This is a genomic window from Curtobacterium sp. USHLN213 (assembly GCF_037144815.1).
Classification (GTDB): Bacteria; Actinomycetota; Actinomycetes; order Actinomycetales; family Microbacteriaceae; genus Curtobacterium.
In genome coordinates this window covers 230,647-254,770 of sequence record NZ_JBBCYQ010000005.1, presented here as the reverse complement: position 1 = coordinate 254,770, position 24,124 = coordinate 230,647, and the positions used below count along the sequence as shown (strand labels likewise).

At 68.2% G+C, this 24,124-nt stretch carries 25 protein-coding genes and 1 pseudogene; 19 read left to right on the top strand and 7 right to left on the bottom strand.

The annotated features are described in order from the left end of the window. Positions 1 to 64: 64 nt before the first annotated feature. The 11 genes from iolC (at position 65) to WFH25_RS09350 (ending at position 12,180) form a co-directional block, all read left to right on the top strand. Complete coding sequence (gene iolC / locus WFH25_RS09400) at positions 65 to 1,057, top strand: 5-dehydro-2-deoxygluconokinase (protein ID WP_071294514.1); 993 nt, start codon at positions 65 to 67, stop codon at positions 1,055 to 1,057. Continuing rightward, complete coding sequence (locus tag WFH25_RS09395; RefSeq protein WP_070416749.1) at positions 1,050 to 2,039, top strand: class I fructose-bisphosphate aldolase; 990 nt, start codon at positions 1,050 to 1,052, stop codon at positions 2,037 to 2,039. Before iolC ends, WFH25_RS09395 begins: the two co-directional genes overlap by 8 nt. Continuing rightward, positions 2,036 to 3,547: a CoA-acylating methylmalonate-semialdehyde dehydrogenase gene (locus WFH25_RS09390; protein ID WP_336697497.1), complete on the top strand. Its 1,512-nt coding sequence runs from the start codon at positions 2,036 to 2,038 to the stop codon at positions 3,545 to 3,547. The genes WFH25_RS09395 and WFH25_RS09390 overlap by 4 nt, the downstream gene beginning before the upstream one ends. Before the next feature lie 6 nt (positions 3,548 to 3,553). Next, positions 3,554 to 4,456 (top strand): 5-deoxy-glucuronate isomerase, encoded by a 903-nt coding sequence (gene iolB, locus WFH25_RS09385; protein ID WP_336697496.1) that lies wholly within the window; start codon positions 3,554 to 3,556, stop codon positions 4,454 to 4,456. Positions 4,457 to 4,473: 17 nt separating this feature from the next. Further along, entirely contained in the window at positions 4,474 to 6,354 is a 1,881-nt protein-coding gene (gene iolD / locus WFH25_RS09380; RefSeq protein ID WP_336697503.1) for a 3D-(3,5/4)-trihydroxycyclohexane-1,2-dione acylhydrolase (decyclizing), read from the top strand. A gap of 38 nt (positions 6,355 to 6,392) precedes the next feature. After that, entirely contained in the window at positions 6,393 to 7,319 is a 927-nt protein-coding gene (locus tag WFH25_RS09375) for a sugar phosphate isomerase/epimerase family protein (protein ID WP_336697495.1), read from the top strand. Positions 7,320 to 7,339: 20 nt separating this feature from the next. Then, positions 7,340 to 8,371, top strand: coding sequence for a Gfo/Idh/MocA family protein (locus WFH25_RS09370; protein ID WP_336697494.1), 1,032 nt, complete (start codon positions 7,340 to 7,342; stop codon positions 8,369 to 8,371). A 3-nt stretch (positions 8,372 to 8,374) separates the two neighbouring features. Next, positions 8,375 to 9,244: a sugar phosphate isomerase/epimerase family protein gene (locus WFH25_RS09365; protein ID WP_336697493.1), complete on the top strand. Its 870-nt coding sequence runs from the start codon at positions 8,375 to 8,377 to the stop codon at positions 9,242 to 9,244. Then, complete coding sequence (locus WFH25_RS09360; protein WP_336697492.1) at positions 9,241 to 10,353, top strand: transaldolase family protein; 1,113 nt, start codon at positions 9,241 to 9,243, stop codon at positions 10,351 to 10,353. Before WFH25_RS09365 ends, WFH25_RS09360 begins: the two co-directional genes overlap by 4 nt. Further along, a complete protein-coding gene (locus WFH25_RS09355) occupies positions 10,350 to 11,567 on the top strand; it encodes a Gfo/Idh/MocA family protein (protein ID WP_336697491.1) in 1,218 nt (405 codons plus the stop codon). Before WFH25_RS09360 ends, WFH25_RS09355 begins: the two co-directional genes overlap by 4 nt. A 205-nt stretch (positions 11,568 to 11,772) precedes the next feature. Continuing rightward, the gene (locus WFH25_RS09350; protein ID WP_070416741.1) at positions 11,773 to 12,180 is read left to right on the top strand and encodes a tautomerase family protein; all 408 of its coding nucleotides are present in this window, start codon (positions 11,773 to 11,775) and stop codon (positions 12,178 to 12,180) included. Positions 12,181 to 12,189: 9 nt separating this feature from the next. Here the strand turns inward: WFH25_RS09350 and WFH25_RS09345 are convergent, their stop codons facing one another. Both WFH25_RS09345 and WFH25_RS09340 read right to left on the bottom strand, forming a co-directional pair. Next, the gene (locus WFH25_RS09345; RefSeq protein ID WP_336697490.1) at positions 12,190 to 12,948 is read right to left on the bottom strand and encodes a GntR family transcriptional regulator; all 759 of its coding nucleotides are present in this window, start codon (positions 12,946 to 12,948) and stop codon (positions 12,190 to 12,192) included. Between the two features lie 74 nt (positions 12,949 to 13,022). After that, positions 13,023 to 13,658: an exonuclease domain-containing protein gene (locus WFH25_RS09340; RefSeq protein ID WP_083295392.1), complete on the bottom strand. Its 636-nt coding sequence runs from the start codon at positions 13,656 to 13,658 to the stop codon at positions 13,023 to 13,025. An 89-nt stretch (positions 13,659 to 13,747) separates the two neighbouring features. Between WFH25_RS09340 and WFH25_RS09335 the strand changes: the two genes are divergently transcribed. From WFH25_RS09335 to WFH25_RS09315, 5 genes and pseudogenes are all read left to right on the top strand, one after another. Continuing rightward, on the top strand, positions 13,748 to 14,332 hold the full coding sequence (locus tag WFH25_RS09335; protein WP_336697489.1) for a hypothetical protein: 585 nt from the start codon (positions 13,748 to 13,750) through the stop codon (positions 14,330 to 14,332). Between the two features lie 11 nt (positions 14,333 to 14,343). Then, positions 14,344 to 15,417, top strand: coding sequence for a redox-regulated ATPase YchF (ychF, locus tag WFH25_RS09330; RefSeq protein ID WP_070416738.1), 1,074 nt, complete (start codon positions 14,344 to 14,346; stop codon positions 15,415 to 15,417). 61 nt (positions 15,418 to 15,478) lie between these two features. Further along, positions 15,479 to 16,343: pseudogene (locus WFH25_RS09325) on the top strand (IS5 family transposase). Positions 16,344 to 16,369: 26 nt separating this feature from the next. Further along, positions 16,370 to 16,972: a GNAT family N-acetyltransferase gene (locus WFH25_RS09320; RefSeq protein WP_083403110.1), complete on the top strand. Its 603-nt coding sequence runs from the start codon at positions 16,370 to 16,372 to the stop codon at positions 16,970 to 16,972. A gap of 244 nt (positions 16,973 to 17,216) precedes the next feature. Beyond that, positions 17,217 to 17,957, top strand: a complete 741-nt coding sequence (locus WFH25_RS09315) for a hypothetical protein (RefSeq protein WP_336697488.1) — start codon at positions 17,217 to 17,219, stop codon at positions 17,955 to 17,957. A gap of 1,402 nt (positions 17,958 to 19,359) precedes the next feature. Here the strand turns inward: WFH25_RS09315 and WFH25_RS09310 are convergent. The 4 genes from WFH25_RS09310 to WFH25_RS09295 form a co-directional block, all read right to left on the bottom strand. Next, positions 19,360 to 19,866, bottom strand: a complete 507-nt coding sequence (locus WFH25_RS09310) for an SHOCT domain-containing protein (RefSeq protein ID WP_336697487.1) — start codon at positions 19,864 to 19,866, stop codon at positions 19,360 to 19,362. 85 nt (positions 19,867 to 19,951) lie between these two features. After that, positions 19,952 to 20,641: a hypothetical protein gene (locus tag WFH25_RS09305; protein WP_336697486.1), complete on the bottom strand. Its 690-nt coding sequence runs from the start codon at positions 20,639 to 20,641 to the stop codon at positions 19,952 to 19,954. A gap of 51 nt (positions 20,642 to 20,692) precedes the next feature. Then, complete coding sequence (locus tag WFH25_RS09300; RefSeq protein ID WP_336697485.1) at positions 20,693 to 20,944, bottom strand: hypothetical protein; 252 nt, start codon at positions 20,942 to 20,944, stop codon at positions 20,693 to 20,695. After that, a complete protein-coding gene (locus WFH25_RS09295; protein ID WP_336697484.1) occupies positions 20,944 to 21,234 on the bottom strand; it encodes a hypothetical protein in 291 nt (96 codons plus the stop codon). Before WFH25_RS09295 ends, WFH25_RS09300 begins: the two co-directional genes overlap by 1 nt. A gap of 70 nt (positions 21,235 to 21,304) precedes the next feature. On the opposite strand from WFH25_RS09295, the gene WFH25_RS09290 reads away from it, so the two are divergent. Then, positions 21,305 to 22,147, top strand: a complete 843-nt coding sequence (locus WFH25_RS09290) for a hypothetical protein (protein WP_336697483.1) — start codon at positions 21,305 to 21,307, stop codon at positions 22,145 to 22,147. Positions 22,148 to 22,385: 238 nt separating this feature from the next. Continuing rightward, on the top strand, positions 22,386 to 23,228 hold the full coding sequence (locus tag WFH25_RS09285; RefSeq protein ID WP_336697482.1) for a hypothetical protein: 843 nt from the start codon (positions 22,386 to 22,388) through the stop codon (positions 23,226 to 23,228). A gap of 83 nt (positions 23,229 to 23,311) precedes the next feature. On the opposite strand, the gene WFH25_RS09280 is transcribed toward WFH25_RS09285, so the two are convergent. Then, positions 23,312 to 23,569, bottom strand: a complete 258-nt coding sequence (locus tag WFH25_RS09280) for a hypothetical protein (RefSeq protein WP_336697481.1) — start codon at positions 23,567 to 23,569, stop codon at positions 23,312 to 23,314. 203 nt (positions 23,570 to 23,772) lie between these two features. On the opposite strand from WFH25_RS09280, the gene WFH25_RS09275 reads away from it, so the two are divergent. Further along, entirely contained in the window at positions 23,773 to 24,006 is a 234-nt protein-coding gene (locus WFH25_RS09275; RefSeq protein WP_336697480.1) for a hypothetical protein, read from the top strand. Positions 24,007 to 24,124: the final 118 nt, after the last annotated feature.

Sequence of the window (24,124 nt, the reverse complement as noted above, 5' to 3'; positions counted from 1 at the left end):
GCAAACAAGGTGTACAGTCGTGATCGTCCGCCGATGAAGCCGCACGGAAGGTCCCCCGCGTCGCATGACGAACCCAGCTCCCCACGCGTACGACGTGATCACGATGGGACGTGTGAGCGTCGACATCTACCCGCAGCAGACGGGGCCGCTCGAAGACGTGTCGACGTTCTCGAAGTCCGTCGGCGGCAGCGCCACGAACGTCGCGATCGCAGCAGCCCGGCACGGAGCCGACGCGGCGGTCATCACCCGCACGGGCAACGATCCGTTCGGCCGCTACATCGCCAGGACCCTGCCGGAGTTCGGTGTCGCGAACGCCTTCGTCGAGACGGTCGAGGGGCTGAACACCCCCGTCGCGTTCTGCGAGATCTTCCCGCCGGACGACTTCCCGCTGTACTTCTACCGGGCGCCCAAGGCCCCGGACCTCATGATCACGGCGAAGTCCCTGCCGCTGCACGAGATCGAGCGGGCGAAGATCTTCTGGACGACGGTCACCGGCCTCAGCGAGGAGCCGAGCCGCCAGGCCCACCACGTGGCATTGAGGGCGCGGAGCGAAGCGACGCTTGCCCGAGGGATGCACACCGTGCTCGACCTCGACTACCGGTCCATGTTCTGGTCGTCGCCCGAGGCCGCGACGCGCGAGGTCGCCGTCGCCCTCGAGCACGCGACCGTGGCCGTCGGCAACCGCGAGGAGTGCGAGGTCGCCGTCGGTGAGACCGACCCCGTCCGCGCCGCCGACGCCCTGCTCGAGCGCGGGGTCGAGATCGCCATCGTCAAGCAGGGGCCGAAGGGCGTCCTCGCCAAGACCCGCGACGAGTTCGTCGAGTTCCGCCCGCACCACATCGACGTCGTCAACGGCCTCGGGTCGGGCGACGGCTTCGGCGGGGCACTCACCCACGGACTGCTGCAGGGCTGGGGGCTCGAGCGGACCCTCGCGTTCTGCAACGCCGCCGGCGCGATCGTCGCGACCCGGTTCGAGTGCTCCACCGCGATGCCGACGAGCGACGAGATCGAGCAGTTCCTGCAGGACAACCCCACGGAGGAGGCCGTCAATGCCTGAGATCAGCACCGCCGACTTCGCGCGGCTGCGGGACGTCCGCGCCGGGCAGCCCGAGCTCGTGCGGGCCGCGCTCGACGCCCGACGCAAGCGCTCCCTGCTCGCCGACGACGGCAAGCTCTTCATCGTGGCCGCGGACCACCCGGCGCGAGGAGCCCTGGCCGTCCGGAACGACGAGTCCGCCATGGCCGACCGGTACGACCTGCTCGAGCGGCTCGTCACGGCGCTCGGACGCCCCGGGGTGGACGGGGTGCTCGGCACGCCGGACATCCTCGAGGACCTCGCGCTCCTGGGCGCCCTCGACGACAAGGTCGTGGTCGGCTCGATGAACCGCGGTGGCCTCCGGGGCGCGACGTTCGAGATGGACGACCGCTACACGGCGTACTCGGCGCAGGCCATCAAGGACTCCGGGCTGGACTTCGCCAAGCTCCTGGTGCGCATCGCCCTGGAGGACTCGGGAACGGCCCCGACGCTCGAGGCCACGGCCCGGGCGGTCAGCGAGGCCGCGGCGCTCCGGCTGCCGATCATGCTCGAACCGTTCATGTCGGCGTGGCAGGACGGCCGGGTGGTCAACGACCTGACCGCCGACGCCGTGATCACCTCGATGGCGATCGCCGCGGGACTGGGGGAGTCGAGCGCGTACAGCTGGCTCAAGATCCCGGTCGTGGACGACATGGAACGGGTGATGGCCGCGACGACGCTGCCGACCCTGCTGCTCGGCGGGGACCCGTCGACCCGTCCGCTCGAGACCTACGCCAAGTGGGCCGACGCGCTGGCACTCCCCGGGGTGCGCGGCCTGGTCGTCGGCCGCACGCTGCTCTACCCGCCGGACGGCGACGTCGCCGCAGCCGTGGACGTGGCCGCCGGGCTCGTCCACACCCAGGAGGCCCGGGCCGGGTTCTCCACAGAATCCCACGACCCAGCCGCTCGGCTCGCGGGCGCCACCACCATGGACTCGTCCATCCCGGAAGGAAGCAACGCATGACCACCACCGAGACCGCCACCACGACCATCGGGCACTGGATCGACGGGGCACGCGTCGCGTCGACCTCCGGCAACACGGCCCCGGTGTACGACCCGGCGCTCGGGGTCGCGACGAAGCAGGTCGCCCTCGCGAACGAGGAGGAGATCCAGGCGGCGATCGCGAGCGCGAAAGCGGCGTTCCCGGCGTGGAGCAACCTGTCGCTGTCGAAGCGCCAGCAGATCCTGTTCTCCTTCCGCGAGGTCCTCAACCGCGACAAGGCGGAGCTCGCCGAGATCATCACGAGCGAGCACGGCAAGGTCATCGACGACGCCCTCGGCGAGATCGCCCGCGGGCAAGAGGTCGTCGAGCTGGCGACGAACATCCCGAGCCTGCTCAAGGGTGAGTTCAGCGACCAGGTGTCGACCGGCATCGACGTGTACTCGATCCGTCAGCCGCTCGGTGTGGTCGGCATCATCAGCCCGTTCAACTTCCCCGCCATGGTGCCGCTGTGGTTCCTGCCGATCGCGATCGCCGCGGGCAACACCGTCGTGCTGAAGCCGAGCGAGAAGGACCCGAGCGCCGCGATCTGGCTCGCCGAGAAGTTCAAGGAGGCCGGACTGCCCGACGGTGTCTTCACCGTCCTGAACGGCGACAAGCTGAGCGTCGACGGGCTCCTCACCAGCCCCGACGTCGAGTCGATCTCCTTCGTCGGGTCCACCCCGATCGCGCAGTACGTCTACGAGACCGGCACGAAGCACGGCAAGCGCGTGCAGGCCCTCGGCGGCGCGAAGAACCACATGCTCGTGCTGCCGGACGCGGACCTCGACCTCGTCGCGGACAACGCCATCAACGCGGGCTTCGGCTCCGCCGGTGAGCGCTGCATGGCGATCTCGGTCGTCGTCGCCGTCGAGCCGGTGGCCGACGAGCTCATCGAGAAGATCACGGAGCGCGCGGCGACCCTGCGCATCGGCGACGGTCGTCGCGGGTGCGACATGGGCCCGCTCGTCACGAAGCAGCACCGTGACAAGGTCGCCTCGTACATCGAGGTCGCAGAGCAGGACGGTGCGGTGGTTGTGGTGGACGGCCGCACCGTCCGACCCGACGGCGACGAGAACGGCTTCTGGCTGGGCCCGACGCTCATCGACCGGGTCCCCACCACGAGCCGCGTCTACACCGAGGAGATATTCGGCCCGGTGCTCAGCGTCGTCCGCGTCGCCTCCTACGAGGAGGGCCTCGAGCTCATCAACAGCGGGGCGTTCGGCAACGGCACCGCCATCTTCACCAACGACGGCGGCGCTGCTCGTCGCTTCCAGCGCGACGTGCAGGTCGGCATGATCGGCATCAACGTGCCGATCCCCGTCCCGGTCGCGTACTACTCGTTCGGTGGCTGGAAGAACTCGCTGTTCGGCGACCACAAGGCGTACGGCGCCGACGGCGTGAGCTTCTTCACCCGCCAGAAGGCGATCACGAGCCGCTGGCTCGACCCGTCGCACGGCGGCATCAACCTCGGCTTCCCGCCGAACGGCTGAGCGCTCGTGACAACCGACAACTGGTTCAACCCCGCCGGCTCCCGCCCCGAGGCGGGCTGGACGGACGTGATCGACGCCCGTGTCGCGGGGTGGGCGCACACCGGTCTGCGGACCGGCGCGCTGACCGACGGGGGCGAGCTGCGCCTCCAGGCCGACGCCGTGGAGCGCATCGTCGTGCCGCTCGCCGGATCGTTCCACGTCACGTACGCGGGCGCCGCCGGGAACGGCGACCAGGCCCTCGACGGGCGTTCGAGCGTGTTCGACGGACCGACCGACGTCCTGTACCTCGGTTCGGGAACGGAGGCGCGGATCACCGGCACCGGTCGGCTCGCGGTCGCCGAGGCACCCACCGACACCGTCAAGCCGACGACCTACGTGGCCCGGCAGGACGTGCCGGTCGAGCTCCGCGGTGCCGGGCAGTCCAGCCGGCAGGTGCACAACTTCGGCACCCCGGCGGCGCTCGACGCGGACAAGTTCATCGTGTGCGAGGTGATCACGCCGGCCGGCAACTGGTCGTCGTACCCGCCGCACAAGCACGACACGTCCGTGCCCGGCGAGGAGTCGAACCTCGAGGAGATCTACTACTACGAGTCCGCCGTCGCGCGCGGGGTCTCCGCACCAAGCACCGCCGACCCGTTCGCACTGCACCGGACCTACGCGTCCGACGACCGCGCGATCGACGAGTTCCGGCAGGTGCGGACCGGCGACATCGCCCTCGTGCCGTACGGCTGGCACGGTCCCGCCGTCGCGGCGCCGGGCTACGACATGTACTACCTCAACGTGATGGCCGGGCCCGACCCGGAACGCGTCTGGAACATCACCGACGACCCGGCGCACGGCTGGGTCCGCCAGGTGTGGGAATCCGAGTCGATCGACCCGCGCCTGCCCTACGAAAGGAAGCTCGCGTGACCACCAACACGCGGAGGATGACCGTCGGCCAGGCACTCGTCGAGTTCCTGGCCAACCAGTGGACCGTCGACGGTGACGTCCGCGAACGCACCATCCCGGGGATCTTCGGCATCTTCGGGCACGGCAACGTCGCCGGCGTCGGCCAGGCCATCAAGCAGCTCCACGTCGAGCAGCCCGGCCTGCTGCCGTACCACCAGGCCCGCAACGAGCAGGCGATGGTGCACGAGGCCGTCGGCTTCGCCCGCATGCACCGCCGCCGTGCCACCTTCGCCGCGACGGCGTCGGTCGGCCCGGGTGCCGCGAACATGCTCACCGCCGCGGCGCTCGCGACGACCAACCGGTTGCCCGCACTCCTGCTGCCGTCGGACACCTTCGCCACGCGCACCACCGACCCGGTGCTCCAGCAGATCGAGCTGCCTCACGACACCTCGCTGCAGGTGACCGACGCGTTCCGTCCGCTGTCCCGGTACTTCGACCGCGTCGAGCGTCCGGAGCAGCTGTTCTCGATCGCGCTCGCGGCGATGCGGGTGCTCACCGACCCGGCCGAGACTGGCGCCGTCACCATCGCCCTGCCCGAGGACGTCCAGGCCGAGCAGCTCGACGTCCCCGTCGCCTTCCTGCAGCCGCGTGAGTGGCACATCCGCCGGCCGCTGCCCGAGCACGGGCCGCTGGCGCGTGCGGTCGCGGCGATCCGGGCGGCGAAGCGTCCCGTCATCGTCGCCGGCGGTGGCGTGCTGTACTCCGGTGCGGAGCAGGAACTCGCGGCGTTCGTCGAGGCCACCGGCATCCCGGTCGGCACGTCGCAGGCCGGCGGCGGGTCGCTCGTCTGGGACCACCCGCAGTACCTCGGTGGCATCGGCGCGACCGGTACCGCCGCGGCGAACGCGATCGCCGCGCAGGCCGACGTCGTCATCGGGATCGGCACGCGGTACAGCGACTTCACGACGGCGTCGCGCACCGCCTTCCAGGACCCGGACGTCACGTTCGTCAACGTCAACGTCGCCGCGTTCGACGCCTACAAGCACGGGTCGCAGTTGCCGATCGTCGCGGATGCGCGCGAGACACTCGTCGCGCTCGCCGAGCACCTCGCCGCGTTCTCGGTGGACGCCGGGTACGCGGCCGAGATCGCGCAGCGGAAGCACGAGTGGGACGCCGTGGTCGACCAGGCCTTCGCACCGTCCGGCCTGGCCGTGCCCGGTCAGTCCGAGATCATCGGCGCCGTGCAGTCCGCCACCGATCCGCGGGACGTCGTCATCCAGGCGGCCGGATCGCTGCCGGGCGACCTGCACAAGCTCTGGCGGGTGCGGGACGCGCTCGGGTACCACGTCGAGTACGCGTTCTCGTGCATGGGCTACGAGATCGCCGGGGGCATCGGCGTCCGTCGTGCCGCGCCGGACCGCGACGCGATCGTCATGGTCGGCGACGGCAGCTACCTCATGCTGCACACCGAGCTCGTCACGGCCGTGGCCGAGGGCATCAAGATCGTGGTGGTCCTCATCCAGAACAACGGGTACGCGTCCATCGGGCACCTGTCCGAGACGGTCGGGTCCGAGCGGTACGGCACGAAGTACCGCTACCTCGACGAGACCGGCTCGTTCGAGGGCGACGACGTGCTGCCCGTCGACCTCGCCGCCAACGCACGCTCGTACGGCGTCGACGTCATCGAGGTGCAGCCCGGGCCGAACGCGATCGAGGACCTCACGTCCGCGGTGCGTCAGGCGAAGGCGAACGACCACACCACGCTCGTGCACGTCCACTCGGACCCGCTCGTCTACGCCCCCGATGGTGACGGCTGGTGGGACGTCCCGGTCGCCCAGACCTCCACGCTGCCGAGCACCCAGCAGGCCCGCGCCGCGTACGAGCAGCAGGTCGCCGCGCAGCGTCCCCTGCTCGGCTGAACACCTCCGACCACACGCAGAAAGCAGACGACGACGTCATGACCGACACCGCCACCGCCACCGACGCCATCCGGATCGGCACCGCCCCCGACTCGTGGGGCGTCTGGTTCCCCGACGACCCGAAGCAGGTCCCGTGGCAGCGCTTCCTCGACGAGGCGACCGCGGCCGGCTACAAGTGGATCGAGCTCGGGCCGTACGGGTACCTGCCCACCGACCCCTCGCAGCTGCGCGACGAACTGGAGTCCCGCGGGCTCCAGCTGTCAGCCGGCACCGTCTTCACCGGGTTCCACAAGGGCGACGACCAGTTCCAGCGCGCCTGGGACCAGGCCGTCAAGATCGCCGGTCTCGCCGCCGCGCTCGGCGCCGAGCACCTCGTGACCATCCCGGACCTCTGGCGCTCGGACGCCACGGAAGAGGTGCTCGAGTCGCGCACGCTGACGGACGAGCAGTGGGAGCGCCTCGGCAAGGGCCACGACCAGCTCGGCAAGGCGCTGTTCGAGGAGTTCGGCGTGCACCAGCAGTTCCACACGCACGCGGACAGCCACGTCGGCACCTACACGGAGACCGTGCGCTTCCTGTCCGAGACGGACCCGGCGTACACGAACCTCTGCCTCGACACCGGTCACTTCGCGTACTACGGCGGCGACAACCTGAAGCTCATCGCCGAGCACCCCGAGCGCGTCGGCTACCTGCACCTCAAGCAGGTCGACACCGACCTGCTCCCCGACGTCCTGAAGAACGACGTCCCGTTCGCCACCGCGGTGGCGCAGGGGATCATGGCCGAGCCGCCGCACGGCACGCCGGAGCTCGCGCCCATCATCGAGGCCGTCGCGAAGATCAACCCGGACATCTTCGGCATCGTCGAGCAGGACATGTACGGCTGCTCCGTCGACGCTCCCGGCCCGATCGCCGAGCGCACGTTCCAGCACATCTTCGGCTCGACCGCCGCCGCCCGCGCCCTCTGACACCCCCAGGAGAACCCAGCATGAGCACCACCGAGAACCTCCGCGTCGCCGTCGTCGGAGCGGGCGCGATGGGCAGCGACCACGTGCGTCGCATCACGTCGACCATCGCCGGCGCCGACGTCGTCGCGATCGTCGACCCCGACACCGCCCGGGCCACCGCGGCCGCGGCGAAGGCCCCGGGTGCGATCACCGCGTCGTCGTTCGAGGACGCACTCGACGCCACCCCGATCGACGCCGTCATCGTCGCGACCCCGGGCTTCCTGCACGAGCCCGTCCTCGTGCCCGCGATCGAGCGTGGCCTCGCCGTCCTCTGCGAGAAGCCGCTCACGACGTCGGCCGCGGACTCCCTGCGGATCGTCGAGCTCGAGCAGGCGACGTCCGAGCGCCCGAAGATCCAGGTCGGCTTCATGCGCCGGTTCGACAAGGGCTACCAGGAGCTCCGTGCGCTGCGGGAGTCCGGCTCGAACGGTGCCCTGCTCGCGCTGCACCACGCGCACCGCAACCCGACGACCCCGCCGAACTTCAGCGAGTCGATGCTGATCCACGACTCGGTGATCCACGAGATCGACATCATCCCGTTCATCACGGGGGAGCCGATCGTCGCCGTCGAGGTGAAGAAGCCGCGCAAGAACTCCCTCGCACCGGCCGACCTGCCCGAGCCGCAGTTCGTCCTGTTCACCACCGAGTCGGGCACGATGGCGATCGTCGAGATCAACGTCAACGCCCAGTTCGGCTACCAGGTCACGACCGACGCGGTGTTCGAGTCGGGTGTCGCCTACATCGGCCGCGAGACCTCGCTGAACCTCGTGTCGCAGGGCGTGTCCGGCCAGGGCGTGACCCCGTCGTTCGTGGAGCGCTTCGGCGCCGCCTACGACGAAGAGGTCCAGCGCTGGGTCGACGCCGCCAAGACCGGCGGCATCGACGGGCCGAGCGCCTGGGACGGCTACACGGCGTCCGTCGTCGCCGAGGTGGCGGTGCGTGCGCAGCAGACCGGTGCGCTGGAGCAGGTCGCCTACGCCACCGCGAAGCCGGCGTTCTACGAGACGGCCTGATCGATGCCGAAGATCGCACTCGACCCGACGCCGTTCCACCACGACCTGTCGCTGCTGGAGTTCCCGCAGAAGGTCGCGGACCTCGGCTACGAGTACCTGCAGCTCACCCCGCACCAGGACTTCATCCCCTTCTACCGACACCCCAAGGCCGACGACGACCTCGTCGTTGCGTTCGCGGCCGCGTGCCGGAAGGCCGGGGTCGAGGTCGCGTCCGTCCTGCCGGTCCTCCGGTGGTCCGGGCCCGACCGTGACGCCCGCGAGGCCGCGGTGACGAAGTGGAAGCGGGTCATCGAGATCACGAAGCGCCTCGGCGTCGACACGATCAACACCGAGTTCTCCGGCCGCCCCGAACTCCCCGAGGAGTCCGAGGACGCCTTCTACCGCTCGATGGAGGAGCTCCTGCCGATCATCGAGGACGCCGGACTCCGCGTGCTCATCGACCCGCACCCGGACGACTTCGTCGAGGACGGCCTCGAGGCCCTCCGGGTCATCCGCGGCCTCAACTCGAAGCACGTCGGGTTCGTCTACGTCGCCTGCCACACCTTCCACTACGGCGGCAACATGGACGAGATCATCGACGCCGCGGGCGACTCGCTGCAGCTGATCCACGTCGCCGACGCCTACGACCACCGACGGTCGCACGGCCTCCGCTACATCACGAACCCGCCGGGCAACCCCGTGCGCGTGCACCAGCACCTCCCCGTCGGGCAGGCGGACGTCGACTTCGACGCCTTCTGGGCCGCCCTCGACCGAGTCGGCTTCACGGCGCGCGAGGACACCGTCGCGGTGTCGAGCGTCTTCGCCGAGGACGAGAACGCCGACGAGGTCTCCCGCTTCCAGCTCGACACGATCACGAAGGGACTGAACCGATGACGACCACCATCGAGACCCCGACGCCCACCGGCACCGACGTCCGACCCGTCACCCTGCAGGCTGCGTCGCAGACCGTGACCGCCCTGTGGAACGACTCCGCCGATCCGCGCGAGCTGTCCACGGCGATCCACGAGTACGGTGCGGTCGGGGCGACCTGCAACCCGGTGATCGCGTACACCTGCATCCAGCAGGACCCCGACACCTGGGTCCCGCGCATCCGCGAGATCGCCGCCGAGCACCCGACCGCGGGGGAGTCCTGGATCGGCTGGAAGGCCGTCGAGGAGCTCTCGATCGCCGCGGCCGCGCAGCTGTTGCCCGCCTTCGAGGCGTCGGGTGGCCGCAACGGCCGGCTGAGCATGCAGACCGACCCGCGTCTCCACCGCGACCGGGACGCCCTCGTCGAACAGGCCGTGCGGTTCTCGCAGCTCGCGCCGAACATCATCGTGAAGATCCCCGCCACCAAGGTCGGCATCGCCGCCATCGAGGAGGCCGCGTACCGCGGTGTCTCGATCAACGCGACCGTGTCGTTCACCGTGCCGCAGGTCGTCGCCGTGGGCGAGGCCATCGAGCGCGCCCTCGACCGCCGTGCCGCCGAGGGTCTGCCCGAGCACGAGTTCGGCCACGTCGTCACGCTGATGGCCGGCCGCTTCGACGACTGGCTGAAGACCGTCGTCAAGCGGGACCACGTGATGGTCGACCCCGGCATCCTCGAGTGGGCCGGTGTCGCTGCGGTGAAGCACGCGTACCGGGTCTTCCAAGAGCGCGGCTTCCGGTCGCGCGTACTCGTCGCCGCCTTCCGGAACGCGATGCAGTGGTCGGAGTTCCAGGGTGGTGACCTCGTCGTGTCCCCGCCGTTCCAGTGGTCGAAGGACATCAACGACAACGCGTTCCCGTTCCGTCCGGACGCCATCCACGACGAGGTCCCCGCGCACGTCATCGACGCGCTGCGTGCGGCCACGCCGGAGTTCGCCCGGGGCTACGACGTCGACGGCATGACGATCGAGGAGTTCGACCGCTTCGGGGCCACGGTGACCACGCTGCGCCAGTTCCTCGACGCCGACGCGAAGCTCGACGCCCTGGTCCGCGACATCATCGTGCCGGCAGCATGAGCGCAGCCGCGTCCGCCGACGTCGCCACCATCGGTGTCGGCCTCATCTCGGTCGGCTGGATGGGCCGGTTGCACTCCCGTGCCTACCGCGCCCTGCCCGACCACTTCCCGGAGCTCGGCGTGCACCCCCGGCTCGTCGTCGCCGCCGACCCGATCGAGGCCGCGCGCGACCAAGCGGTGACCCGCCTGGGCTACGAGCGGGCCGTCGCCGACTACCACGAGGTCCTCGCCGATCCCGAGGTCGACGTCGTCTCGATCTGCTCGCCGAACTTCCTGCACCGCGAGATGGCGGTCGCCGCTGCCGAAGCGGGCAAGCCGTTCTGGATCGAGAAGCCGATGGGCCGGTACGCCAGCGACTCCCGACAGATCCACGAGGCCGTGCAGCGCGCCGGTGTCATCACGAGCGTCGGCTTCAACTACCGGCACGCCCCGGCGATCGAACGGGCGCGCGAACTCGTCCGCAGCGGGCGCCTCGGCCGGATCACGAACGTCCGCGGGTCGCTCCTCGCCGACTACTCGTCCGACCCCGCGGCGCCGCTGACCTGGCGCTTCGAGCGGGAGCGTGCCGGCTCGGGCGTCCTCGGCGACCTGCTCTCGCACGGGCTCGACCTGGCGCAGTACGTCGTCGGCCGGATCTCGTCCGTGACGGCGCTCGCGGAGACCTTCATCGTCGACCGCCCACTCCCCGGCGCTGGCATCGTCGACCGCAGCGCCGCCGCGACGGGGGAGCGGAAGCCGGTCGAGAACGAGGACTACGCGGCCCTGCTCTTCCGCTTCGAGGACGGCGCCGTCGGCACGATGGACTCCAGCCGCGTCATGCGAGGGCCGCACGCCGAGTACACGCTCGAGGTGTACGGCACGAAGGGCTCGGTGCGGTGGGACTTCCAGCGCCTCAACGAGCTCGAGGTCTACCTCGACGGGCAAGAGGTCGACGGCTACGCCACCCACTACGTGGCCGCGGGGGACGGCGAGTTCGCCCGCTTCCAGCCGGGCGCCGGCACCGCCATGGGGTACGACGACCTGAAGACCGTCGAGGCCGCGCAGTTCATCGCGAGCGTCCGGCGCGGGGAGCAGCTCGCGCCGTCGGTCGCCGACGGCCTGGCGGCTGCGTCGATCGTGGAAGCGGCGGAGGCGTCGCTCGCCGATTGGGCGTGGCACGAGGTGGCGCGCGTCGACGGACCGCTCACCTACGCGGCGGCGACCCCCGTGCTCTAGACGCACGACCCGACGGACGGGAGGCGGGGGGGGCCGGGGCCCCCCCCCCCCCCCCCCCCGGGGGGCCCCCCCCGGTCCCCCCCCCCCCCCCCCCGCGGGGGGGGCGGGGGGGGCCCTGGGGCCCCCGCGCCTCCCGTCTGCTCTGTCCCGCGGTCGCAATCCATGTTAGTTTGTCAGGACAAAGTATCGACCTGCAGGAGGCACCATGCCGCTCGTCCGTATCGACCTCGCCACCGGCCGCACGCCCGAGGCCGTGCGTGCCGTCGCCGACGCGATCCACACCGCCATCGTCGACGTGTACGGCATCCCCGCACGCGACCGGTTCCAGATCGTCACGGAGCACCCGGCGCAGCAGATCATCGCCGAGGACGCCGGACTCGGGTTCGAGCGCACCGACGGCGTCGTGATGATCCAGGTCTTCACGCAGCGCGGGCGCGACCAGGCCGCGAAGCAGGAGCTCTACCGCGCGATCCACGACGGCCTTGCCGGGGTCGGTGTCGCGTCCGAGGACGTCTTCATCGGGTACGTCGAGAACGGGCCGGAGGACTGGTCCTTCGGCTTCGGCCGGGCGCAGTACGTGACCGGCGAACTCGGGGTCCCCTCGTTCGCCTGAGCGGGCCGCCTACTTGTCGACGAGCGTGACCTCGAACGAGTAGCGGTCCGGGCGGTAGCAGTGCACGCCGTACTCGACCGCGCGGCCCGAGGCGTCGTACGCGGTGCGGCTCATCGTGAGCACCGGGTCACCGTCCTCGATCTCGAGCAGACCGGCCTCCTCGTCGGTGACCGCACGGGCGCCGATGCGCTGCTTCGCGACCCGCATGGTCACGCCGCGGCCGCGCAGGAGCTGGTACAGGCCGTGGGTCTGCAGGTCGTCGTCGGTGATCTCGAGGAACTCCGGCGGCAGGTAGTTCTCGAGGATCGCCATCGGGACGTCCTCGGCGAAGCGCACGCGACGGATGTGGGCGACCGTGGTGCCCGGTGCGATGCCGAGCGCCTCGGCGACGGCGTCCGGGGCGGGTACGTCGTTGCGTTCGAGGAGCTTCGTCGCCGGCACCTGAGACCCCTGTGCGAGGTCGTCGTAGAGGCTGGTCAGCTCGACCTTGCGGGTCACCGGGCCGTGCACGACCTGGGTGCCGATCCCGCGCCGGCGCACGAGCAGGCCCTTGTCGACGAGGTCCTGGATCGCCCGGCGGATCGTCGGCCGGGACAGCCCGAGCCGCTCGCCGAGGGCGATCTCGTTCTCGAGGCGGGCACCCGGGGGCATCGCGCCGGAGCGGATCGACTCCTCGATGCGCGAGGCGACCTGGAAGTACAGGGGCATCGGACCCGACCGGTCCAGGTCCATGAACAGGTCGGACGGCAGCTGGCCTTCGTTGGTCATCGCGGTCCTTCAGCAGTAGGGATTGTCGTGACAATACCACCGGGCCCGCGGCGGACCGGCAAGCGCGGCCGCTGTCAGTCGGCGAAGATCATCGGGCGGTTCGACAGCCGGGGCTGCGCAGCCGTCCGCGGCTTCTCTGCGCGGGCCCGCACCGGAGCGATGGCGACCCGGACGGCCGCGCCGAGCGCCTCGACCGTGTCCGTCCCGTGGTGCCCGGCCGCGTGCACCACGATCGCCGCACACGCCTCGGCATCGGCGGCCGCGTCGTGGTGCTGGAAGCCCTCGTACCCGGCGGCCCGCGCCGCCATCGGCAGGCGGTAGGAGTCGAGCGTGTAGGTCTTGCGGGCGACCTGCAGCGAGCACAGCGAGTGGTGTTCCGCGAGGTCGATCCCCGTCGCCGAGCACCCGCCGGCGATCACGCCCATGTCGAAGCGGGCGTTGTGCGCGACGAGCACGTCCCCGTCGGCGAACGCCACGATGTCCGGGTACTGCTGCTCCCACGACTTCGCCCCGACGACGTCCGACGCGACGATGCCGTGGATGCGGGTGTTCCACTCGAGGAAGGCGTCGTGCCCGAGCGGCGGCCGGATGAACCACGACGCCCGCTCGACGACCCTGCCCGCGCGGACCTTGACGAGTCCGACCGAGCAGGCGCTGGCGGGCGAGCTGTTCGCGGTCTCGAAGTCGATCGCGGTGAAGTTCAACGGCACGGTCCCGATCGTCGCACGCGGCGCCGACATCGCCGCAGAGCCCCTCGGCGTTGCGGCCGGGCCGGCCGTCGCGGCCGTACGGTGTGCGGATGGGAAACCGCACTGACCGACCGCCGCTCGTCCTCGTGCTCGCCGGGTCCGGCTACGGGCAGCAGGCGCCGCTGCTGTGGTGGTCCCGCGAGATCGCCACCGCGGCCGGGTGCGAGGTCGTCGCCCCCGGCTGGGACGTCGACGAGCGTGCTGCGGCCGATCCCGTCGGGTTCGTCGAGGCCGCCGTCGCCGACGCGCTCGGCGACCGGTCGCCCGACCTCGTCGTCGCGAAGTCCTTCGGGTGCTTCGCCCTGCCGTGGGCGGTCCGGAACGAGGTCGCCGGCATCTGGCTCACGCCCGTGCTCACGCACGACGCCGTCGCCCGGGGGCTCGCGGACGCGAGCGACGCGCACGTCGCGATCGGGGGTGGAGCCGACGCCATGTGGCGGCCCGAGCGGGCGCGGGGGACGGCTGCGCGCCTCCAGACCGTCGACGGCGCCGACCACGCGCTCCAGGTGAGCGGCTGGCGGCACTCGCAGCGGCTGCAGGCCGACGTCCTCGACGTCGTCGAGCGCGCGATCGCGCGTCTGATCGAGGCGTCGGACTGGAGGCGCGGGTCGGCCCCGGCGGGCGGCCGCCGGTAGGCTGTCCTCCCGTGGCACTCACCATCGGAATCGTCGGTCTCCCGAACGTCGGCAAGTCGACCCTGTTCAACGCCCTGACCAAGAACCAGGTCCTCGCCGCGAACTACCCGTTCGCGACGATCGAGCCGAACGTCGGCGTGGTGAACCTCCCTGACCCGCGGCTGGACCAGCTCGCGACGCTCTTCAACTCCGAGAAGACCGTGCCGGCCCCCGTGTCGTTCGTCGACATCGCCGGCATCGTCAAGGGTGCGAGCGAGGGCGAGGGGCTCGGCAACAAGTTCCTCGCCAACATCCGCGAGGCCGACGCCATCGCGCAGGTCGTCCGCGGCTTCACCGACGACGACGTCGTGCACGTCGCGAACAAGGTGTCGCCGAAGGACGACCTCGAGGTCATCAACACCGAGCTGATCCTCGCCGACCTCGAGACCATCGAGAAGGCGCTGCCGCGGTACGAGAAGACCGTGAAGCTGAAGCAGGCCGAGCCGATCGTGCTCGAGACCGCTCGTGAGGCCAAGGCAGCGCTCGAGCAGGGCACGCTCCTGTCCGCCACCTCGATCGACCTCGCTCCGATCGCCGAGCTCGGGCTCCTGTCGGCCAAGCCGTTCATCTTCGTCTTCAACGTCGACGAGGCGATCCTCACCGACGAGTCCCGCAAGGCCGAACTGGCCGCGCTCGTCGCGCCCGCCCAGGCCGTGTTCCTCGACGCGCAGGTCGAGTCCGAGCTGATCGAGCTCGACCCGGCCGACGCCGCCGAGCTCCTCGAATCGACCGGGCAGACCGAGTCCGGCCTCGACCAGCTGGCCCGCATCGGCTTCGACACCCTCGGGCTGCAGACCTACCTGACGGCCGGTCCGAAGGAAGCCCGCGCGTGGACGATCGGCAAGGGGTGGAAGGCACCCCAGGCTGCCGGCGTGATCCACACCGACTTCGAGAAGGGCTTCATCAAGGCCGAGGTCATCTCGTTCGAGGACCTCATGGCTGCCGGCTCCATCGCCGAGGCCCGTGCGCACGGCAAGGCCCGGATCGAGGGCAAGGACTACGTCATGCAGGACGGCGACGTGGTGGAGTTCCGCTTCAACAACTAGGGCGTGTTGCTAAACGCTTGGGCGGCAGTAGTCGTCACCCTTGAGGTGTGTCGCTTGAGGTGTGTCGCGTGACGTGATCTCCGATGAGACGTGGGCGGTGATCGGTCCGCTCTTCCCGCGGGCGAAGCCGAGAGGGCGCCCACCGGTAGATCGTCGAGTTGTGGTTGAAGCGGTGGCGTGGCGGTTCCGAACAGGGGCTCCGTGGAGGGACCTGCCGGAGCGTTTTGGGAACTGGAACACGATCTACCGCAACTTTGACCGGTGGGCGGAAGACGGTGTCTGGTCGCGCCTGCTCGAACACGTTCAAGGCGCAGCGGAACGCCGTGGCGACATCGACTGGGCGGCGTCGATCGATTCCACGATCTCCCGGGTGCACCAGCACGGCGCGATCCTGCCCCGAGTCAAAAAGGGGCACGTCGAACTACAACAAGACCAGCCCTGAACCGTCGGATCATGCGATCGGCCGGTCGCGTGGTGGGTTGACGACGAAGACGCCTCTCGTCTGCGACGGCAAGGGGCGGCCGCTCGGGTTTGCCCTCACAGGCGGACAGGTGGCGGACACGATCATGCTGCCGGCGACAATGGAGCAGATCCGCGTTCCCACTGCGGGACGCCCGCGCCGTCGGCCGGACAGGCTGCGCGCGGACAAGGGATACCCGTCGAGAGCGAACAGGGCTTGGCTGCGGGAACGGGACGTGAAGACGACGATCCCAGAACGTGACGACCAGATTGCCCACCGTCGGAAACGTCCTGGTCGGCCCATCGTGTTCGATCCGGACGACTACAAGGGCCGCAACGTCGTCGAGCGGTGCTTCAACCGGCTCAAGCAGTGGCGCGGCATCGCGATGCGCTCCGACAAAACGGCACGGAACTACCACGCAGCGCTCTGCCTCGCGGCAACACTGCTCTGGGCGAAAGATCACTGAGACAGACTCCATGAGAGAGTCGCCTCATGACGATGGAGTGGGACGGAGCAGACGCTGCTCAGGGGTATGGGGCAACACTGCTCGAAGGGGACCTCGTGCGGCTCCGTGCTTTGGACGATGCCGACCTCCCCGACTTGGTGCGCTGGTGGCGCGATCCTGAGTGGGCCGTGCTGCAGCAGATCATCGTCCGTCCACGCCCAGCGGATTCGGTCATCGAGATGTTCCGTAACTGGAGCAAGAGCGAACGAAGCGGTGATGTGGGCTTCAGCGTTGTCGACCGCACTTCGGACACGCTTGTGGGCCATATGACGCTGTTCGGCGCGAAGCTACCGGTTCGTGCCGCGACCCTGGCAGTCATGATCGGCAGCGAGCACGTCGGACACGGATACGGCACAGACGCTGTCCGCCTCCTCACGGACTACGGCTTCCGCGAGATGGGACTGAACCGCATCGAAATTCAGGTACACGCATTCAACGACCGAGCACGCGCCGTTTACGCCAAGACCGGATATCAAGTCGAAGGCGTGCGCCGCGAGGCAACCTTCCACGACGGCCGCTTCCATGACGAGGTCATCATGTCGGCACTGGCCCGCGACTGGTCGAGCAGGACATTTAGCAACACGCCCTAGCAGGCCCGGAACGGCGGGGATCTAGCGGGTTTCGGCGGTTTCAGTCCGCGAGGAGTCCGCAGAATCTCCGGATACCTGCCGCATGAGAATCTCCGGATACCTGCCGCATGAGGCCCGCAGTCGCTGTCCGCGTACGGTCGTCGGCGTTCGGCCACAGATGGCTGTACGTGTTCAGCGTGACGGACGCGGAACGGTGTCCGAGCGCCCTGCGACGAAAACGCGAGATGACTACAAGTCCAGCGTTGTGTCGAACCTCGCGAAGTTCGACACCACCGCGTACCGGACGCCCACGTCACTCATCAGCGCGCTGACGAAGCGTGTTGCGAGCACGAAGCAGTTCACGTCGGTCATGTCTCAGCTTCGGAAGATGGGGCTCGACTCGACCACCTATCAGCAGTTCATTGCTGCCGGTGTCGACGCGTTGCCGCAAGCGAAGAACCTGCTCGCGGGTGGCGCGTCGAAGGTGAAGCAGGTCGCGTCGTTGCAGGGGCAGTTGTCGAAGGCGTCGAACTCGTTCGCGTCAACCGCGGCGAACGACCTGTACGGCGCGGGTGTCAACGCGGCGAAGGGGCTCGTGAAGGGCCTGCAGTCGCAGCAGGCTCAAATCGACCTGCAGATGTCGAAGATCGCAGCGTCCATGGTGAAGTCCATCAAGGGGCACCTTGGTATCCACTCACCGTCACGTGTGTTCGACCGTGAGGTCGGGCAGATGGTCGGTGCCGGTCTCGAGCGTGGCATTTACAGCAAGGTCAATGACCTCGCGGACGCGACCGCGGCGCTGGTAGCAGTCCCCACGGCGAGATCCCTGACGTTGGACATGTCCGTCCCGACCGCACGCATGCCACGGCAGTTCGCGGGGCTCGACCTGCTCGGCCAGCCGCAAAGTGCCGCTGCAGGCGACCGTACCTACAACATCTACGAGGCAACGTCCGCGGAGGCGACAGCGATGGCTGTCGAACGCCGCGAACGAGCCCAATACGCGTAGCCCAGACCCCAGGTCGAGACAGGTCCCTCCTGCCTGACTCCCTGGCAAGCGAAGAGCCCGGGGTTTCTCCTGCCCCGGGCTCTTCTCCTACACATTCACCGTGCGCGACAGCTCTCGCTCGGGGGTGCACGGCTCGACGTCCCGATGACTCCGCCGAGCTCTCCAATCACCAGCCAGGGCAGGTCCCGCGGCGGTCCGGATCGTCCGGTGCCCATGAATCGCCGCAGCGGCGGCACCGCCTGTCTCCGGTGTGCATCCCGAACAGGTACTCCCGCTCGAGTTCGTGCCCGCGTTCTTCGACCATGACGCATCTCCTTCTGTCAGTTGCGTACTGCGATTACTATCGGCAGCTGCGCGACTGAGTGGGGCCAAGGAGTCCTAACCGATTGGCGGTATCAGGAGCTGTGCAGTCCGCCGCCGGCGAAGAGCGCCTTGTCTCCATTCCAGGAGCAAGATGTTCGCCGGTGCGGTGAGCCGGGCAGTGATGCGCGCGATCACGAAGGAGCCGGGTGGCACTCGGGTGCTGTCGCCCTCCATCGACTTGAGGACAGCATGGCCCAGAACGTCTGCTCGTCGTACACAGTAGTTGGAAGGTTCGACCGGATCTCGAACGCGGCGCCTTGATGGTGCCGTACCGTCCAGGGAACCAGCGAGGGCTTCAGTCGGCGTTCCGTCTTCCAGGACGTCCACGCGCCGTACGCGCCGCCGACAACGCCGACACTGCTCGTCAGGTAGCCCCACCAGTCCATGCAGCCACGCTAGTGCGAGTAATCGAGCCCGACTGAGCGCACTTGCCTAGTCCGCGCCGCTCTCGATCTCCCCGCGCCGGAATCCGCGCCGTTGCCCACGCCTCATTCGTCGGATGGCACCCATAGGAAGCGCCGCTGGTATCGCGTCCTGTCGCGAGGTGTGATCCATCGTCCGGCACGCTCGTGCGGCCACCACGGCCACCACCGGTTGCGGTAGACCTCTGGAGTGATATCCGAATTGATCGCTTGACGGAGCCCCCTTACGTGAGGGCTCCACCGCCGAGGTACCAGGTACACGACTCCGATCTTCACTCGCGAGCGGTCCTTCCTGCTGACAAGGAACTCAATCGGCTCGACGGACTGCCCCGGTGTTATGACGGGCGGCAGGTCAGGGAAGGTCCAATCACGGCCCCAGACTTGCCAACGAGCTTCGTAGAGGGGCTGGGGGCCTGTGACGCGGACGGTGACTCGAACCTTCTGCTGGCTGTGGTCCTCAAGGGCCCTTGACTGGTCGATTCGCAGCCGAGCGACCTCAGGGAGTCGGGCCTGCTGGGAAGCGAGAAAGTCGACCACGGCGGTGCCTACCGCTGCTACCCCGATCAGCGATGCAATTCCCTGAACGCCGGCCCAGCCCGGCCACGACCAGAAGTCTGTCACAGGCGGGCCAGGAGTGCGGCCTTCTTGGCGGCGAACTCTTCATCAGTAAGTACGCCAGCAGCGTGGAGCGCGGCGAGCTGTTGGAGCGCGCCAGCAATGTCCTCGCGCGGAGAGACAGTTGCATCCGTCACCGCAGAAGTCGAGGCAGGACCACCGAGCATGAGCCCGTTTAGGACCTCGCGGATCTGCTTCGCCTCGGCGTGTGAGACCCGGAAGTCAATCGAGCTGCCCGAAGTCACGACGGAGACGATCGTGTTGAGCATCCCGTCGCGCTTCGTAAGCACCGACGTGATGTTCTTCACTGGAATCATCTCCGAGCCCGCCTTGCCGTTCCGGACCCCCGTGACCGCGAGGCTGAGTCCGCCGGTAAGAGCCGCGGCCGTCATCTTGCCGCCAGAGACACCCCGCTTTCTCTCCCACTCGATGCGATCGCGGAAGATGCTCACCCGAGCGTTCTTGCCCGAGGTGTGAGACACGAAGCTGTACAGGACGTCGCTTTCCATGTCGCGAGCGTACGTCACTTCCGTCCCTCGTCCTGACCCCTCTAGAAGGGCCAGGGCGGGTCGCATCTGCCTCCGCGCTCGGACGTTAGCCAGCACTTTGCGGCAGGTGATTGGTCGGTGTTTTCATGAAATAGGCGACGACGGAAGGAAGTTTGAGTGCGACCCGTTGCTTATCGAAAGTGATATCCAGCTCGGTCGCGATCGTGCGCATCGACGGTGGCACCACGTTCGCGTCGAAGGGAACCGAGCCGTTTTCGGTGAACACCTCCCACCCTGACTCCGAACCATCGGCCAGTTTTCGCTCTGCGTTCGACAGTCGCCCGACGTGCGCGCCGCCCGCTCGGTTCGCAAGCATCAGCACGAGATCCTGTCGCGAGAATAGGACGTCGTCCTGGACCTTGATGACCGGCTCGTTCCACCACGTCTCAAAGGTCACCCACCGGTGCGACCGGCTCTCAATGGCGTCCCTCGTCTTCGGGAAGTAGGCGAGGCCGCCTGCAGGGTCGGGGCTCGGGCCGTAGGAAGTCAAAGCCGGGGATGAGAAGAACGTAGATGGGTCGACGCTGCCCGAGCTGAGGTACTGGATGCTATCTTTCACGCCGATTTGCTTCAGCACGCTGGTTCCGCCGTGCTCGTACAGCAGGACCCTGATGGCGACCGCAATCCTCTTCGCCTCATGCTCACGTCCATGGTCGAATGCGGCCATTGATGTCTGCATGAAGTCCCACTGTTCGATCAGATCGAGTGGGGTGGCGTCATGGGTCTTCTCCTTCACGGCACGATCCTGCCCGGGAATGTCTCGGCCCGCTACTGCCTGGTCCTGTCCTCAGTGAGGGACCACCGCGTCCCGCCACACCCACGCACAGTCGGCCGCCTGCCCGAAGCCCCACTCGACCAGCACCGCACGCTCCGTGTACGCGATCACCCGCGCCTCCACCTCGAGGATGCGGTCCGGGTACTGCAGCCAGCACAAGACCGGGTCCGGGGGAGAGACGTCGTAATCGGGTCCGCCCCGTGCTGCTTCCGGGAGCGAGTAGTCCTGCCTAAGCGCCCACCGGTCGCGACGTCGCTTCGCCATCAATGGTTCCGCGGCCGGATGGTGCGGTGGAAGACGTGATCTCGGTCGACAAGAACTTCCTGCCGGCGTCCCTGCCAGGACGTTTGCACGAGCACGGCGACGTCGGGCGGGGCGATCGCGAAGCACGGCAGGTGCAGCAAGTTGGGGAGCGTCTTGAAGGCGATGTCCGCGTAGACCGGCTGCGGCGGATCGATCGTGGCCAGCGGGCCGGCGAGCTCAACGCTGAAGCCGAGTGGCTGGTGCAGGGTGACGTCGGGATGCTCCGGGGGAGCCCACTTGTGGTCGGGCATGCTGTCATCCTCAAAGAAGCATCCGACAAAGATGGCGGGCGGCCAGCGAGGGCGGCTACTCTCGCGAGGTATGGAAGATGCTCAGCCCCCGGCGCGGCCTTGGAGCCGTCGGCAGCTGGCCAACCTGGGCAAGTCGCTCCGCGGGCGGCCGGTGGCCGCGGAGACGCTTCCTCCCTACGACGACGTTATGGCGTGGTACAACGACATAGCAACTTGGGTTCAGCGGCAGATTGAGAACATGGACTGGTCGCCCCTGCTTGGGGATGCGCAGCCGTTACTGGTCTCGAGGCCGAAGACCATCGACACTCTGCAGCAGAAGCTGGTCCGGACACCTGACATGCAGCTGGCGACTGTTCAGGACATCGCTGGCGTTCGCTTCGAGGCTGAGATGTCCCTGGATGAGCAGGACGCGGTGGCGGAAGCGATCGCGGCTCGATTCGGTCACGGGCCCGAGTCGATCCATGATCTCCGGCTTGATCCACACAGTGGTTACCGTGCGGTTCACGTCTGGCTTCGATTCGAAGGATCAGGACGAGCTGAAGTGCAAGTCCGCACTCACCTGCAGGGCCAGTGGGCCAACCTCTTCGAGCGGGCAGCGGATGTTTTCGGGCGGCAGATCAGGTACGACGAGCCGGCGGCTGACCCCGAAGCGCAACAAATTGTCCAGGACCTTATCGATCTGTCCACCCAAAACGTGGCTCGGATGGAGCTCGTGCGCCAGCGGCTGCAGCGGCTTCGGCTAGCGGACGACGACGCGCGCCGTGGGATCGTGCCCACGAGTACGGTGCAAAATCAGGCGACTGTCCGAAAAAGACACCAATCTTCGCGAAACTCGGAGCGGCAACTGATGGAGGCGATGGAACGCATGAGAAAATTATTTGACTTGATGCAGCACGCTAAGGAGCAGGTGTAATGCCAGGGTTCGTGATCGAGTACAACCGTCGTTCGGGTGCACGTCGAGTCGAGAGCTTCACGGGCGCTGGCGGGGCGAATGCCGCGCTACGACGCCGACTTGAGCTGGAACGTGAGCGCGTGGACCTAGACATCGAAATCGTCTCTCTGAACGGTGCATCACTAGAGCAGGTCATGAACACTCACTCTCGGTACTTTCAGGGGCCGGAAGTTCCGCTAGCTTCCTGAACCGACTGCATATGGAACCGGGGCAGCGTTGGGCGTATCGGTCCTCGGCTGCGACGGGCGTATTCCGCGAAGCCGTCGTTTTGAAGGTGGGAGAGAAGAGGCCGCCACGCGTTCGAATTGAGCTCGTAGACGACGAATGGCAGGGCGAGCGGCGCTGGGTGTCGCCCGCTCGACTCGAAGTGCTCTGGGACGACCGGCATGGGTACATCGAGATTGACCGTAAGATCCGGGCGGTATCCGCCTGGAGCCCGTCGCGCCTCGATCGCCGCACTGCCGAGCACGTCTTCATCAAGCTCGTCCCGCTCGAAGTCGCCGAGTTCAATGCGGACAGCGCCGGCACATCGATCGTTCATGACGTCCCCGCCCTCGCAGAGCTGACGGCCCTCAGCCAAGACGAACTACGGGGACCACCTGCGTTCATGCATGACCGGGAGCTCCACGTGTCCTGGCCTATGACGGAGCGAATCGGGCGTGCGGTTGCCGCTCGGCACCCACACGCGCTGCTCAGCCGGATTGAGCAGGAAGAACGAGAAGCGAACCTGGAACTCCTTCAGGGTGTGACGCTCACTGACTTTGAGGGCAAGGATCACGTTCTCTCTCCGGATGACGCGCGGGTGCGATTCGAGCAGCGACAGAAGCCGTACCTCGACAAGCTGAGGGAGTGGATTGGTGTCGAGCGAGCAGGCAACTTGCTTGAGCGACGTGACCTCCTGATTCGGCTCGCAAGCGTTGCCGCCGTAGCAACAGAAGCCCTCGACGTGCTCGAGCCAGCACAGAAGCGCGCCGTCGGGAGACTCAGAGCCCAGCTCGACGCGGCGATGGCCGGAGTTGACGCGCTGCCACCCAACAATTAAGGGGGGCATACCCCGCCCCCGAGGTCACGGCAGCCCCACAGGTATAGCGCCGATCTCTCCCCGGCCGAAAAAACGGAACTGCGTCAGCCCTGTGTGTACCGCTCGAAGAGCCTCTGCAGGACGGTCGTGTGATCGCCGGCGTAGTCGACCTGCACGGACACCGGCACGCCCGGAGCGATGAGCAGATAGGTGACCACCTTTTGACCACCCTCTGCCCGCTCGACGACAGGCAGCCACTCGACGCGGCCAAGGCGCTGGGCCGCGTCGGCGACGTTCATCAGCGCCTCGGCGTAGATGTCCTCGATCTCGTACTGACGGCCGTCGTACTGGATGAAGCCCATGCGCGCACGCTAGTCCGAGTCCGCAGCGAGTCCGCAGAACGTGCAGTCGTTGGGTACTCCGCGCAAACCTTCCCAACCAACGCATCCGCGTAAATCCGCGCATCACAACCACCAGGAACTACGGGCAACGTGTGCTTGCTAGTTCCGCTTCAACAACTGAGCGAGTTGCCCCCGCTGCAGTCCCGACCAGTACCGTCGTTCGCATGGGGACGGGATTCCAATTGATCGTCGGGGCCGTGGTGCTGCTGTGGGGCGCTTTCGTGGTGGTCTTCCCGCAGATGATCATCAAGCTGGCGTTGGCAGCGGAGAAAGCTGGCCTCGCGTGGAATCCGCAGGCGAGATGGGGAACCGCTTGGATTCGCATGCTGGGTGCTGTGCTCGGTGTATTCGGTCTCGTCATGGTCGTGACCGCACTGCTCGAGGTCCTCAGGCGTTGACGTCGTGCACGGCGAAACGTGGGGGAGTTCCGTTCCACAATTCGTGGTGCACGTGCAAGGGGCAGAATCGCCATCGGACCGCGTCGTCTGGGCCGCGCCGCTCAGGTCCAAGGGGGCT

What these genes read in the sequence shown, in the direction of transcription:
- iolC (WP_071294514.1), top strand. Translation starts at nt 65, where the DNA reads ATGACGAACCCAGCTCCCCACGCGTACGACGTGATCACGATGGGACGT.
- WFH25_RS09395 (WP_070416749.1), top strand. Translation starts at nt 1,050, where the DNA reads ATGCCTGAGATCAGCACCGCCGACTTCGCGCGGCTGCGGGACGTCCGC.
- WFH25_RS09390 (WP_336697497.1), top strand. Translation starts at nt 2,036, where the DNA reads ATGACCACCACCGAGACCGCCACCACGACCATCGGGCACTGGATCGAC.
- iolD (WP_336697503.1), top strand. Translation starts at nt 4,474, where the DNA reads ATGACCGTCGGCCAGGCACTCGTCGAGTTCCTGGCCAACCAGTGGACC.
- WFH25_RS09375 (WP_336697495.1), top strand. Translation starts at nt 6,393, where the DNA reads ATGACCGACACCGCCACCGCCACCGACGCCATCCGGATCGGCACCGCC.
- WFH25_RS09370 (WP_336697494.1), top strand. Translation starts at nt 7,340, where the DNA reads ATGAGCACCACCGAGAACCTCCGCGTCGCCGTCGTCGGAGCGGGCGCG.
- WFH25_RS09365 (WP_336697493.1), top strand. Translation starts at nt 8,375, where the DNA reads ATGCCGAAGATCGCACTCGACCCGACGCCGTTCCACCACGACCTGTCG.
- WFH25_RS09360 (WP_336697492.1), top strand. Translation starts at nt 9,241, where the DNA reads ATGACGACCACCATCGAGACCCCGACGCCCACCGGCACCGACGTCCGA.
- WFH25_RS09355 (WP_336697491.1), top strand. Translation starts at nt 10,350, where the DNA reads ATGAGCGCAGCCGCGTCCGCCGACGTCGCCACCATCGGTGTCGGCCTC.
- WFH25_RS09350 (WP_070416741.1), top strand. Translation starts at nt 11,773, where the DNA reads ATGCCGCTCGTCCGTATCGACCTCGCCACCGGCCGCACGCCCGAGGCC.
- WFH25_RS09345 (WP_336697490.1), bottom strand. Translation starts at nt 12,948, where the DNA reads ATGACCAACGAAGGCCAGCTGCCGTCCGACCTGTTCATGGACCTGGAC.
- WFH25_RS09335 (WP_336697489.1), top strand. Translation starts at nt 13,748, where the DNA reads ATGGGAAACCGCACTGACCGACCGCCGCTCGTCCTCGTGCTCGCCGGG.
- WFH25_RS09320 (WP_083403110.1), top strand. Translation starts at nt 16,370, where the DNA reads ATGACGATGGAGTGGGACGGAGCAGACGCTGCTCAGGGGTATGGGGCA.
- WFH25_RS09310 (WP_336697487.1), bottom strand. Translation starts at nt 19,866, where the DNA reads ATGGAAAGCGACGTCCTGTACAGCTTCGTGTCTCACACCTCGGGCAAG.
- WFH25_RS09300 (WP_336697485.1), bottom strand. Translation starts at nt 20,944, where the DNA reads ATGGCGAAGCGACGTCGCGACCGGTGGGCGCTTAGGCAGGACTACTCG.
- WFH25_RS09295 (WP_336697484.1), bottom strand. Translation starts at nt 21,234, where the DNA reads ATGCCCGACCACAAGTGGGCTCCCCCGGAGCATCCCGACGTCACCCTG.
- WFH25_RS09290 (WP_336697483.1), top strand. Translation starts at nt 21,305, where the DNA reads ATGGAAGATGCTCAGCCCCCGGCGCGGCCTTGGAGCCGTCGGCAGCTG.
- WFH25_RS09285 (WP_336697482.1), top strand. Translation starts at nt 22,386, where the DNA reads ATGGAACCGGGGCAGCGTTGGGCGTATCGGTCCTCGGCTGCGACGGGC.
- WFH25_RS09280 (WP_336697481.1), bottom strand. Translation starts at nt 23,569, where the DNA reads ATGGGCTTCATCCAGTACGACGGCCGTCAGTACGAGATCGAGGACATC.
- WFH25_RS09275 (WP_336697480.1), top strand. Translation starts at nt 23,773, where the DNA reads ATGGGGACGGGATTCCAATTGATCGTCGGGGCCGTGGTGCTGCTGTGG.